General features: G+C 70.3%; 12 protein-coding genes. 3 read left to right on the top strand and 9 right to left on the bottom strand.

The features are described from left to right. Positions 1-29: 29 nt before the first annotated feature. A complete protein-coding gene (locus IEY84_RS12060; protein ID WP_229788611.1) occupies positions 30-725 on the bottom strand; it encodes an NAD-dependent deacylase in 696 nt (231 codons plus the stop codon). A gap of 168 nt (positions 726-893) precedes the next feature. Here IEY84_RS12060 and IEY84_RS12055 point away from each other — a divergent pair, with 168 nt between their 5' ends. Continuing rightward, entirely contained in the window at positions 894-1,307 is a 414-nt protein-coding gene (locus IEY84_RS12055; protein WP_183547514.1) for a hypothetical protein, read from the top strand. A gap of 39 nt (positions 1,308-1,346) precedes the next feature. After that, complete coding sequence (locus IEY84_RS12050) at positions 1,347-1,895, top strand: hypothetical protein (protein WP_183547511.1); 549 nt, start codon at positions 1,347-1,349, stop codon at positions 1,893-1,895. 41 nt (positions 1,896-1,936) lie between these two features. Here the strand turns inward: IEY84_RS12050 and IEY84_RS12045 are convergent, their stop codons facing one another. From IEY84_RS12045 to IEY84_RS12010, 8 genes are all read right to left on the bottom strand, one after another. Beyond that, positions 1,937-5,734: a S8 family serine peptidase gene (locus IEY84_RS12045; protein ID WP_183547508.1), complete on the bottom strand. Its 3,798-nt coding sequence runs from the start codon at positions 5,732-5,734 to the stop codon at positions 1,937-1,939. A gap of 138 nt (positions 5,735-5,872) precedes the next feature. Further along, positions 5,873-6,934: a fatty acid desaturase family protein gene (locus tag IEY84_RS12040; RefSeq protein ID WP_221209004.1), complete on the bottom strand. Its 1,062-nt coding sequence runs from the start codon at positions 6,932-6,934 to the stop codon at positions 5,873-5,875. Between the two features lie 5 nt (positions 6,935-6,939). Further along, positions 6,940-7,788 carry an ABC transporter permease gene (locus IEY84_RS12035; RefSeq protein WP_183547502.1) on the bottom strand — a complete coding sequence of 283 codons (849 nt, stop codon included), beginning with the start codon at positions 7,786-7,788 and terminating at the stop codon, positions 6,940-6,942. A 1-nt stretch (position 7,789) separates the two neighbouring features. After that, positions 7,790-8,530 (bottom strand): ABC transporter ATP-binding protein, encoded by a 741-nt coding sequence (locus IEY84_RS12030; RefSeq protein WP_183547499.1) that lies wholly within the window; start codon positions 8,528-8,530, stop codon positions 7,790-7,792. Further along, positions 8,527-9,360 (bottom strand): alpha/beta hydrolase, encoded by an 834-nt coding sequence (locus tag IEY84_RS12025; protein ID WP_183547485.1) that lies wholly within the window; start codon positions 9,358-9,360, stop codon positions 8,527-8,529. The genes IEY84_RS12030 and IEY84_RS12025 overlap by 4 nt, the downstream gene beginning before the upstream one ends. 96 nt (positions 9,361-9,456) lie before the next feature. Beyond that, entirely contained in the window at positions 9,457-10,119 is a 663-nt protein-coding gene (locus IEY84_RS12020; protein ID WP_183547482.1) for a response regulator, read from the bottom strand. Next, positions 10,116-11,315, bottom strand: a complete 1,200-nt coding sequence (locus tag IEY84_RS12015; protein WP_183547479.1) for a sensor histidine kinase — start codon at positions 11,313-11,315, stop codon at positions 10,116-10,118. The genes IEY84_RS12020 and IEY84_RS12015 overlap by 4 nt, the downstream gene beginning before the upstream one ends. Positions 11,316-11,372: 57 nt before the next feature. Next, positions 11,373-11,837 carry an SRPBCC family protein gene (locus IEY84_RS12010; protein WP_183547475.1) on the bottom strand — a complete coding sequence of 155 codons (465 nt, stop codon included), beginning with the start codon at positions 11,835-11,837 and terminating at the stop codon, positions 11,373-11,375. Between the two features lie 95 nt (positions 11,838-11,932). On the opposite strand from IEY84_RS12010, the gene IEY84_RS12005 reads away from it, so the two are divergent. Further along, complete coding sequence (locus IEY84_RS12005; RefSeq protein WP_183547472.1) at positions 11,933-12,409, top strand: winged helix-turn-helix transcriptional regulator; 477 nt, start codon at positions 11,933-11,935, stop codon at positions 12,407-12,409. Positions 12,410-12,658 lie beyond the last annotated feature (249 nt).

Below are 12,658 nucleotides of genomic sequence, written 5' to 3'. Positions count from 1 at the left end.
GGCCTATCGTGACAGAAATTGCGAACGGGTCAATGCGAAGACTCCTGCAGGTCGGCGACCCACTCGGGCACCAGCTTGCTCGCCGGCCCCTGGCGGGCGTCGTCGAAGAGGTGCGACGTCTCGGAGGAGTCCAGGTTGAGCTCGAGCGTCTTGGCGCCGGCGATCGCCGCCATGCGTACGAATCCGGCGGCTGGATAGACCGCGCCACTGGTGCCGATGGCCACGAAGAGGTCTGCCTCGAGGAGGGCCCGCTCGATCAGGTCGAGGTCGTAGGGCATCTCGCCGAACCACACCACGTCGGGCCGCAACGTGTCACTGCCGCACCCCGGGCAGGCGGGCCCGTCGCCGAGGTCGTCGTCCCAGGCGAACCGGCCCTGGCAGGAATCGCACAGAGCCGAGAGCAGCTCGCCGTGCATGTGGACGATCCGACGGGAGCCAGCACGCTCGTGCAGGTCATCGACGTTCTGCGTGACCACCAGCAGGTCGTCGCCGAGGACCTGCTCCAGCCTGGCCAGTGCGCGATGGGCCCGGTTGGGCTCCACCTTCCGCAGCTCCCGTCGGCGGTCGTCGTAGAACCGGTGGACCGTCGCCGGATCGCGCTGGAAGGCCTCGGGTGTGGCCACGTCGTCGACATGGTGGCCCTGCCAGAGCCCGTCGGCGTCCCGGAAGGTCGCGAGACCGCTCTCGGCAGAGATCCCGGCCCCGGTGAGCACGACAACTTTCACAAGCAACGAGGCTAGCGAGGTCGACGAACCGTCCGCCTCCCCTGGGCAGCCGTTGTGGTCACTTGATCACGATTTGTGATCGAACCGAGGCCGGCCCCGGTGTCCCCTCTATCGGGGACCTTCCGTACGCCACGCCCGGGGCGCCGCGCGGGCCCGTACGGTCGCATCATGGCGTACGTCGTCCTCGTGGCGTGGCTCGTCCAGGCCGCAGTCGGAGTCCTGTTGCTGACCGGCTGGTTCCGACATGGCCGCGCCCACTCGCGCGTGGTGGTCACCCACGTCGTCCTCTCCGTCGCCGGGGCCGGGCTGTGGGTCGCGTACGTCCTCTCCGACCAGGTCCTCTACGCCTGGGCCGCGCTCGTCATGATCACGATCGGCAACGGTTTCGGCGACAACCTGCTGCTGCGGCGTACGCGACGGATGGGCGGCGGCACCCACCTCTCGACCGTCAACACCTACAAGCTCGCCATCCGCTCGATCTTCAACAGAAGGCTGCCGCTCCGGGTCGGCTTCCACGCCCTGTTCGCCGGGGTCGTCTACTTCTCCACGCTGGCCATCTGCATCGTCGACACTGTCGCCTAACCGGGTGCCCTGACCCGCTGCGGCCGCAATACTGGGGCCATGGGTGCGGGCGGCGCGGTTCTGATTCTCGTCGTCGGGGTGATCCTGCTGGCCGTCGTCGCGGTCGGTGTGCTCCTGCTCGTCGCTGCCGGGGCCGTACGTCTGTCGGGGAACAACCCGAAGCCGCTGGCCTGGTCCGGGGTCGGCGTGCTCGCGGTGCCCGTCCTCTTCGTCGCCGGGCTGATCGTGTTCGCACAGTTCACCGGCGACCCCGACACGATCGAGCTCGACCTGCGCGAGCCGGTAGAGCTCTCGAGCCTGCCCGAGGACGGCGAGAACTTCCCCGGGATGCGCGACTACGACAGCGAGCACGTCGATCTGGTACTGCCCGACGGCAGCCGGTTCGAGGCCGAGGTCGACGGCGTCCTGGTCTGGTCCGACGACGGGTACGTCACCCGCGTCACCTTCGACCGGCGAGCCCGGAAGCAGGGCGAGACCGAGGTCATCTCGCGGGCTTGGAAGGAGCAGCTGGGCCCGTCCGGCGCCGTGGAGATCGACTCGGGCTACTCCAACCACGGGCGGGTCAGCGGCGAGGTCTTCGTCGGATGAGATGGCGGAGACGACCAGACCGGTCGCCTCCGCCCCACCGTCTATCGCAACGCGTACGCCCGCAGCACAGTCTGCTCGGTACGGGTGCCCTGCTCATCCGCCATGGTGACGCGGAGCGAGACGTGGCCGGCACCCGGCGGCACCTTCGGGTGGTCCACCCGCACCTTGGCGCGGCCGTCGACGACGCGCGATACGTGGTCCGCGGCGACCCAGGTGCTCCCGTCGTCATAGGACACCTCGACCGCGACATCGGTCACCGGGGCACCCTGGTAGCCGTCCGGACGGGTGCCTGACACCTCGAAGGTGAACCCGTGCCCGGTGGGGGCCGCGTTGTGCAGATCCAGCGGGATGTCGTACCCCGGGAAGATCATGGGCAGCACCTCGCAGCCCTCCGCGTCCGGGGTGAGGGCATCGCATCCCGGAGCGGTGGTGCCAGGTGCGGGGGCCTGCGACCGGAACAGGAACGACGTGCTGGTCCGGATCCCCAGCGCATCCTCGGCGGGCCGGGTGCGCTCGACCTGGTAGTCGACGCGATAGTCGGCCTTCTCGGCGGCGAAGAGCTCGGCGGGCGATCGCTGCACACCGTCGCGGTAATAGCGGACCGTCTGCTTGGTGCCGTCAGCGCCGAAGTGCCCGGTGTCCGAGTCGCCCAGCGGGGCCAGGACCAGGGAGACCGCCGAGCTGCTGCGGCACAGCGGGCAGGCGAGCAGCAGCGGCACCGTCGGGTGCATCGGCGCCCGACCCCAGTCCCGGTGGTAGATCCGGCCCGCCTCGTACTCCTGCGGCGTGTCTCGCAGGTAGCTGCTCGACTCCATCGACAGGTTCACGTGCTGCATGTAGCTCATGCCGTCCGCATACACCAGGTCCGTGCGGGTCGCCGGAGCCGAGTGCAGCGAGTTGGTGCGGAAGGTGGCCTCCTGCCAGGGGTAGAGCGCGAAGGTCGTGTCCGCGGCGAGCCGGTCCGTGCCGTCGGCGTAGTAGGTGTTGACCAGCCGCGCGAAGTCCTCGGTGGTCGCGGTGACGGTCGGGTCGGCAGGGATCGCGCCGGTGGCGTGGAACGGAAGACGGTAGGTGAACCGGCTGTTCGTCCGCCCCTGCAGCGTGACCGTGACCGGCCCGTCGCTCAGCGCGTCGAGCAGCGGCTGCCCGGTGTCGAACGGGGTCGCCACGACCGGAAGGGTCGAGGCCCCGTCGTCCTGGACCACGGTCACGCCGGGCGTGGTGCGTACGGCCAGCACCCCGGCGGCTCCGTGCGCGACCGCGGTCTTGGCCTCGTCGGCGAGCCAGCCGTTGGCCCGGACGACGACCAGCTTGCCGGTCACGGCGAGACCGGCGTAGTCCTCGTCGCGGCCCTCCCCGGCGTCGACCGCGTCGAGCCGGCGGGTGCCGTCGAATCGCTGCCCTAGCGCGGGCAGGTAGAGCGGGAGCGTCGCAGAGTCCTGACCGGCCTCACCGGTCGAGGGGCTGGCCCAACGGGCGCTGACGATCGGATCGTGCAGCTCCCGGTCCACGGTCAGGTCGAAGCCGTCGGCGGCTCTCGTCGTCGACGGGATCACCCCGAACTCCGTGCTCTGCTCCGACAGGTTCGCACTGGTGCCGACTGCGACCGTCACTCCGGGGGCGCGCTCGCGCACGGCCTGAACGGTGATCGGTCCGCCTTGAAGCGACCTGCCCTCGTCGGTGATCGTGGCGCGTACGGGCTTCGCATCGCGGGCGTCGAGCTCGAAGGTCGCGTCGGCGTCGAGGACCACCTCTGGCTCGGCGTAGATGTCGTCGGCGAGCACGTATCCGGCGTCGTCGTAGGTGCGCAGGACGGCCTGGATCGCATAGCGCCCCTCGGGCAGCACCATCTCGTGCGTACCGGCGGCGAAGAGGCTCTCCGAGTAGACGGTCGACTCCGTGGCCTCCAGATCGGTGACCACCAAGGTGGTCTGCCCCGCCGCACGGCCGTCGCGGCCGGTCAGGGTGAAGCGGACCGTACGCCGCGGCGGCTGCTTGACGTACCCGACCGCGGTCACCACGTCGACGCCGCTTCCGCTCGCACGCAGGTAGCCGTTGTAGCGACCGAGCCCGCCCAGCCTCGGGTCCACGTTGATCGTGGTGGCGACCGTGCTCGCTGCGGGTACGAGCAGCTCACGGTCTGCGAGGGTCACGGCGCCATCGGGCACCGTGTCGCCGCGGTCCAGGGCGAGGTCGAGCGCCAGGGTGACCGGTGACGTACCGGTGTTGGTGTACGTGACCGTTCGCGTGCGGACCGTCTGGTCCGCGAAGAGGTCGCCGAAGTCGGCGGTGGCGGTGGCGAAGAGGCTCCCGGCCGAGGCCCGGTCGACCGCGACGCGGCCGGCACCCTGCTGGTAAACGGTGTAGCCCTCGCCCGGGCGAGCGGTGGAGACCAGGGCGTCCTTGAGCATCCTGGCGCCCCAGTCCGGGTGCTGCTGGACGAGCAGAGCGGCCGCACCGGCCACGTGCGGCGTGGCCATCGAGGTGCCGTTGATCGAGACGTAGCTGGTCCCGACCGGGGTCCCGCCGCGCGTGCCCGCGGCACGGGCGGCGACGATGCCGACGCCCGGCGCGGTGATCTCCGGCTTGATCGCCCCGGACGCCGTCGGCCCACGGCTGGAGAACCCGGCCAGCTGGTCGGCGTCGTCGACAGCGCCGACGGTCAGCGCCGTCGTCGCGGTGCCCGGTGAGCTCACCGTGGACGAGCGCGGCCCGGTGTTGCCGGCGGCGACGACGAACAGCGCACCGCTGGACTCGCTGAGCTCGTCGAGCGCCCGGCTCACCGGGTCGCTGCCTTCGGTCGTCTCCGCACCGACACTCAGGTTGACGACGTCGGCGCCTTGCCCCACCGCCCACTCCATCGCCGCGATGAGACCGGACTCGTCGCCACTGCCGCGGCCGTCCAGGACCCGGCCGACGATGAGGTCGGCGCCGGGCGCGACACCCCGGTAGACGCCATCGGACGCCGCGCCGCTGCCCACGATGGTGCTCGCCACGTGGGTGCCGTGGCCGGTGCCGTCCTGGATGCCCAGACCGGGGATGAAGCTCTTCTCGGCCACCACGCGGCCGGCCAGGTCGGGATGGGTCGCGTCGATGCCCGAGTCGAGGACCGCGACGTCGACGCCGGTGCCGTCGTACCCCTTCTCCCAGACCTCGGGTGCACCGATCTGCGGGACGCTCACGTCCAGCATCCCGGTGATCTCACCGTCGAGCATGATCCGGGCGTTCGGGGTGCGGTCGGCGACGTAGCGGTAGAAGTCCCCGGCCTCGGCCTTGTCGACCTCCATCGCGGTGGCGCCGATCGAGGCCAACGGGCGCTGCTCGGTCGCTCCCGGGGCGGCGGCCCGGGCCTGCAGCGTCGACCGGTCCGGGGCACCGGGATAGTCGACGATCACCGGCAGCGTCGCCGACCCGTCGTCGCCGTGGCCCTCCTCGAGGAGACGGGTGACGTTGAACAGCTCCTTGTCGAGGCGTCCGGTCGCGATGCCACGGGCGGCACTGTCGGGATAGACGTAGGTGCCGCCGTCGGCCCCGGTCTCGGTCCGGAACACCGGTGAGGTGCCGGGCGCTGCCTCGGTGCTGACCGCATGGCGGCCGTCGGGGGTTGCGGTGACCGTGACCGTGTCACCGGTGATCAGCGTGACCGCGCCCGCCACAGTGGCGTCCTCGGGCGTCGTACGGCCGGCGTTCTCACCGGTGATCACCGACGGGTGCGAGGTCTGGTCGGGCTGGTCGGCTGGGTCGGCAGAGACCGACGTGAACGGCGTCAGCGCCATGAGCCCGACCGAACCCATCACCACCCCCACGCGGACGCGGCGGGATCTCGTTCGAACGCTCATGCGGGGTCCTGTTCTCCTCAGCGGGGTGAGACTCGGCCACCCCAGCGATGCGCCGTGTCTACCGTGGATGCGGGTACGTCGGGGAGAGCTCGGTCGCGCACAGTTCTGTGTTTGCAGACTTGTGGACGCTCGACCCGGTCACCCGGTCCTGTTGACCACGACGAACGGGCAGGCGAAGGGGTCGCGGTCGCCGAGGCCCACGCGGTTGAGGTGGCGGACGACGATGACGTACGACTCCAGGAGACCGGCCTCGGTGTAGGGGACGCCCTGCTCGGCGCAGTAGGCGCGGACCAGGGGCTGGGCCCGGCGGAGGCTGCTGCTCGGCATGCTGGGGAAGAGGTGGTGCTCGATCTGCAGGTTCAGGCCGCCCATGAGCCAGTCGACCCAGCGCCCGCCGCGGATGTTGCGGGAGGTCAGGACCTGGCGGGAGAGGAAGTCGATCCTGGTGTCCCGCGGGACCAGCGGCATGCCCTTGTGGTTGGGGGCGAAGCTGGCACCCATGTAGACACCGAAGACGGCCAGCTGCACGCCCAGGAACGCCGCGCCGAGGCCGAGGCCCAGGACCGAGCAGACCAGCACCGGCCAGCCGATCAGCCGTAGCGCCAGGAGCGCCGCCTCCGTACGCCGATGCTTGAGGTCTCGGTCGCCGATCACCGTGCGGACGGCGCCGACGTGGAGGTTGATGCCTTCGAGGGTCAGCAGCGGGAAGAAGAGCCATCCCTGGCGGGCGGTGAGCCACCGCTTGAGACCTGTACGTCGCTCGACGTCCTCGGGTGTGAACAGCAGGACCGAGGGGCGGATGTCCTCGTCCGCGTCGACCTTGTTCGGGTTGGCGTGGTGGCGGGTGTGCTTGCGCATCCACCAGCCGTAGCTCAGCCCGACGACCAGGTTGCCGAGGATGCGCGAGGCCCATTCGTTCTTCGGGCCCGAGGCGAAGATCTGGCGGTGGGCGCCGTCGTGGGAGAGAAACGCCGTCTGGGTGAACAGGACCCCGAAGGCTGCCGCGACCAGCAGCTGCCACCAGGTCTGCCCGAGGGCGAGCATGGCGATCAGCGCGAGCGCGAAGCCGGTGCCGAGGAACGCCGCACGCCGTGCGTACGTCCTCGGCTTACGCTCAAGGAGACCTTCCTGCCGGACGCGGCTCATCAGCTCGGTGTAGGCGTTGACCTGACGGTGTGCCTGGGCCGGGACCGTGGTCATCGCGGTCACCGCCCCAGGCGGCGCAGCCGCGCCATGGCCAGCGGGAGGCAGACCGCGATGATGGCGACCGGCCAGAGGACGGCCATGGTCAGCGCGTGCTCGCCGACCCAGGTGGTGGCCGGGGCGGCCGTGTTGCCGAAGAGCTCGCGGGTGGCGATGACCGTGGAGGAGAGCGGGTTCCACTCGGCGGGGAGGGCGAGCCAGCCCGGCATCAGGTCGGTCGGCACGATCGTGTCGGCGACCATGGCGAGCGGGAAGACGAGCGCGAAGTACTTCATCGCCGCCTCGGGACCGCTGACCAGCAGACCGAGCAGGATGCCGACCCAGGAGAAGGCCATCCTGAGGAGGACCAGGAGCCCGAGCGCGGCGATCACCGCGCCGATCCCGAGATGGGCCTGCCAGCCGAACAGTGTCCCCAGCGCCAGCAGGATGGTCAGCTCGACCACGGCCAGGATCATGTCGGCCAGGGCTCGCCCGGCCAGCATCGCCACCGGCGACATCGGGAGGGATCGCATCCGGTCGAGCACCCCGCCGCGTACGTCCTCGGCGATCGAGATCGTCGTGTTGCCGATGCCGAACGCCATGGTGAGCGCGAAGAGGCCGGGGAGCAGGAACTCGCGGTACTCCGCGCCCGGCACGTCCATCGCGACCCCGAATGCCTCACCGAAGACGAAGCCGAACATGGCCACCGCCATCACCGGGATCATCAAGGTGCCGAGGAGCTCGTCGGGGCGGCGTACGAGATGGAGGAGGTGGCGCTTGGCCACGACCCAGGTGTCGACCGCCGCCCACGTGATGCGTGATCCGTGGGGGGTGACGGCGTCGGTCATCGCCCCAGAAATGGACACAGTCATTTCAGGCTCCTTCGGTGATGAGCAGGAACGCCTCGTCGAGGTCACGGCCGCCGACGCTGGACTTCAGCTCGGCGGGCGACCCCTCGGCGACGACACGACCGCGGACGACCATCGTGATGCGTGAACACAGCCGGTCGGCCTCCTCCAGGTACTGGGTGGTCAGCAGCACGGTCGTGCCGGAGTCGGCCAGCTCGCGGACCGCGTCCCAGACCTCGAGCCGGCTGCGCGGGTCGAGGCCGGTGGTGGGCTCGTCGAGGAACAGCACGCGCGGGCTGCGGATGAGGCTGACCGCCAGGTCGAGCCGCCTGCGCATGCCTCCGGAGTAGCCCTTGACCGGGCGGCCGGCGGCCTCGACGAGGTCGAAGCGCTCCAGCAGCTCGTCCGCGCGGGCTCGTGCCTCCCGGGCCCGCATTCGGTGCAGACGGGCGAACATCTCCAGGTTCTGACGGCCACTCAGGATCCCATCGACCGCGGCGTACTGTCCCGCGATGCCGATGCGCGCTCGCACCCCCGCCCGGTCGCGGGCGACGTTGCGGCCGGCGACCCACGCCTGGCCCGAGTCGAAGCTCGCGAGGGTGGCCAGGATGCGTACGGTCGTGGTCTTGCCGGCGCCGTTGGGGCCGAGCAGGCCGTGGACGGTGCCGGCGGGGACGGCGAGGTCGATGCCGTCCAGGGCGGCGCCGCGGCCGGGGTAGCTCTTGCGGAGTGCCTGGGTCCAGATGGCGGGTTCGTCGGTGATCATGCTGCTGCCTCCATGGCTGCGATGGATCGTGCGGATCGGGGTGGCCGGCTCTCGGTGGTCGAGCTTGTCGAGACCAGGCCGGCCGATGTCACCTCGTCGTAGCGGCCCAGCGCGATCCGGGCGATGTTGAGCAGCGACTCGCTGCCCTCGGCGTAGTAGCCGCAGTGGCCGGGGATGTCGCCGGTGCCGAAGCTGGTCGCACCGAGCTCGGGGTGCAGCGGGTTGCGGCCCAGGCCGAGCCGGCCGAGGCGTACCTGCGGGATCAGCCGGATCCGGTCGGTCTCGCCGTAGCCGGCCCACAGCCGGGTCCCGGTGCCGAGCTCGGAGCGGTGCACCACACCCATCCCCGGGCTGCCCAGCGCGACGCAGTCCTCGGCGCGGGCACCGGCCATCGCGAGACCGGCGACCGTGGAGCCGTAGCTGTGCCCGACCAGCGTGATGTGGGCGTCGCGCGGCAGGTAGTGGGTGAGTGCGGCCAGGTCGCTCGCGCCGGCGTAGGCGGCGTCGTTGGTGATCGCGTTGTACCACTCCGGCGGGGCGTGGTAGCCCACCCAGACCACGACGGCCGACCGGCTCTCGGGGGCGAGCTGCTGCATCGTACGCAGCAGGAGCTGGCCGCGGGAGCGCGGACTGTGCGCCTCCTGGCTGGTGAAGTAGTTGCCGAGGTGGTGACCGTTGCCGGGCACGACGACCGCGATGTGGTCGGCGTTCACGACGTCTCCGAAGGCCTCCACCACACGTGCGCCACCGGGAGGGTCGCAGGCGAGCAGCCGGGGTCCGATGGTTGCGTCGGCCTCGTCGAGGCCGTATCTGAGCGGCGTCACTGTCATGGCTGTGACGTTAGGAAGCAGGTGTGCCGCTCCACGTCACTCCCGGGAGCCATTCGACCCCCTACCGGGGTAGTGCGGGATGTCCCCGAGGACGCCCTAGACGTGTGGCGCGACCAGGCCGCTCTCGTAGGCGAACACCACCGCTTGGGCGCGGTCGCGGAGCCCGAGCTTGCCGAGGATGCGGCTGACGTGGGTCTTCACGGTCTGCTCGGCCAGGAAGAGCTCGGCGGCGATCTCGCTGTTGGAGCTGCCGCGGGCGATGTTCTCGAGCACCTCGCGCTCGCGCTCGGTGAGCTGCTTGAGACGCGGGTCCTGCTTGCGCTTGCGCGGGGCGCGGGCGAACTGCGCGATCACCTGCCGGGTCACCGACGGCGAGAGCAGCGCCTCGCCGGCGTGGACCACCCGGATGGCGGACGCGAGCTCGTCGGGCGAGGCGTCCTTGAGCAGGAACCCGCTGGCGCCGAGGCGCAGCGACTCGTGGACGTACTCGTCGGCGTCGAAGGTGGTCAGCATGACCACCTTGGTCTGTGCGGTCGCCGGGTTCTCGGACAGCTGCCGGAGCGCCTCGATCCCGTCCATCACCGGCATCCGGACGTCCATCAGCACCACGTCGGGATGCGTACGCCGCACCACCTGCAACGCCTCGGAGCCGTCGGCGGCGGTGCCGACCACCTCGATGTCCGGCTGGGTGCTGAGCAGCGCCACGAAGCCGGAGCGCACCATCTCCTGGTCGTCGACGACCACGATCTTCACCGTCACGGAGTCTTCCTACCGCGTTTGGCCGGTGTGCGCACCGCGGTTTGGGCCGGGAGCACCGCTTCGACGACGAACTCGTTCCCGTCACGGGCACCGGCGGTGACGCTCCCACCGACCGCATTGGCTCGCTCCCGCATCCCGATCAGCCCATGACCCCCGCCGGCCGCCTCTTTGTCGGACGCTGCAGTGGCGCCATCGAGAGCGTTGGCGACCCGGATCTCGAGGTCCTTCTCCCCCATCGTCAGATCGACGCTGACCGGCTCGCTGGGAGCGTGGCGGCGGGCGTTGCTGAGCGCCTCCTGCACGATCCGGTAGGCCGCGGTGCCCACCTCCGGCGCGACGTCGGCGAGCTCCGGAATGTCGCCGCGCACCTGGACCCGCTGGCCGGTCCCGCGGGCCGACTCGAAGAGCTCGGCCAGCCCGTCGATGCCCGGCACCGGGACCCGGCCCGACTGACCCTCCTCCGTACGCAGCACGTCGAGCACCCCGCGCATCTGCCGCAGCGCCGAGGCCGCCAGGTCGGCGATCTCGGCGAACTCCGCCTCGGCCGCCGGGCTGACGTCGTCCACCCGGTGCGGCGCCGACCTGGCCTGCACGGTGATCAGCGACATGTTGTGGGCGATCACGTCGTGGAGCTCGCGGGCGATGCGGGCCTTCTCCTCGACCACCGAGCGGCGCTCGTGCTCCTCGCGCAAGGCGCTGCGACTCTCGGCCAGCCGTCTGGCGACGGCGGCGAGGGCGCCCAGCAGCAGCGCGAGCGAGGCGAAGTTGGCCACCGCCACGAGCGAGTCGACGACGTCGTTCCAAGCCATCCCGACCACGGCCAGAACCACCCCGACGGCGACCTGGATGCCGAGGGTGATCGCCGCCAGCCGCCACCCGGCGACCAGGGTCAGCACCACCAGCACCAGAAGCTGGGTCAGGGTCGGCGGCGGCACCATCCATGGCCATCCGCCCTCGCCCACCCTCGCGATCGCCAATGCGGCCACGGTGACCGCGACCAACGAGAGGCCGGCCGCCTCCACCGGACGCCGGAGCGCCAACGGAATCGAGGCGGCGTGCGTGACACCGAGCAGCAGAGCGACCCCGCCCGCGACCTCGTAGGGGTCGGTGGTGAGGACCGCAGCCTCCACGATCCCGAGCACGAGCGCGGCGACGTACAACGCCAGACGACCGCGGCCGGGCCAGGTCTTCAGCATGTTCAAGTAATACCAGGCACGAGAGCCCGACTGACGGCCCATCGACCGCTCGAGGAGTTACCGGCCCACCGCGGCCTTGTCCTCGTCCTGCGTCCGGATCGTGCCCTCTCCGGACTCGATCCGGCCCCTGAGGCTGACGGTGATGTAGTGGGTCCAGGCGTCGTAGCAGACGTCGAAGCACTCGTCGCCGCGCGCGAGGCCTTCGTGGGTGAAGGTCACGCGAGTCTGTCCGCCGTCGGCGACGATGTCGAAGCGTCCGGTCGTGCCGACCCACTCCTTCTTGTCCGCGATGAAGTCGAGGTAGCCGTCGGTGAACTCCCACACGACGCGCTCCCCCGGGACCAGCTCGCTCACGCGCTGCTTCGAGAAGTGGATGTCCGGCACCAGGTAGAACCACTCGGCGCCGACCTGGTCGGTGGGTCCGGCGATGTGGTGCCCCCACCAGGAACGTACGTCGTTGATGGCTTCGTACGCCTGCTGAGGTGTGGCGTCGACGGTGAAGGTTGCGGTCAGGTCGCTCACGGGTGTCTCCTTGAAGTCGGCTCACTTGCATCATGCAAGCACCACCGTAGACCTGCGAACTTTCATCATGCAAGTGGTTTGCTAGAGTCTTCACCGTGCTCGGAAAGACTTACGACGGCCAGATCTGCTCCATCGCCCGGTCGCTGGAGATCGTGGGCGAGCGCTGGACCCTGCTGATCCTGCGGGACGCGATCTTCGCCGGCGTCACGCGCTACGGCGACTTCCAGCACAACCTCGGCATCTCCACGAACATCCTGAAGACGCGCCTCGCCTCGCTCGTCGAGGCCGGCCTGATGACGCGCGACGACGCTGGCGACTACCGGCCGACCGCCATGGCTGAAGGGCTACGTCCCGCGCTGATCGCACTCACCGAGTGGGGCGACACGTGGTTCGCTCCTGACGGCCGTCCGATCGACTACCGACACGCAGACTGCGGCGGCGCTGTCCGCCTCGAGACGCGCTGCGACCACCACGGCCCCATCCCCCCGACCGAGGTGGTCGTACGCCCCGGCCCAGCCATGCCGCCGGACTACTTGGCCGCCCGCCGCCCCCGCCGAAAGGTCGATTCCTGACGCCGAGAGGTCAGTTCTCGACAGCGAGAGGTCAGTTCTCGATAGCGAGAGGTCAGTTCTCGACAGCGAGAGGTCAGTTCTCGACAGCGAGAGGTCAGTTCTCGACAGCGAGAGGTCAGTTCTCGACAGCGAGAGGTCGATTCCCGACGAGTCCCAGAAGCCGACTCCTCGGCGCCAAAAACCGACTCCTCGGCGCCAGAAACTGACTTCTCGGCGTCAGAAACTGACTTCTCGGCGGTGGGGGGGGTG

Origin of the sequence: Nocardioides albus, from assembly GCF_014648255.1 — a bacterium.
Taxonomy (GTDB): Bacteria; Actinomycetota; Actinomycetes; order Propionibacteriales; family Nocardioidaceae; genus Nocardioides; species Nocardioides albus.
The sequence above is the reverse complement of the archived record's forward strand: the minus strand, read 5'-3'. Positions and strand labels throughout refer to the sequence as shown.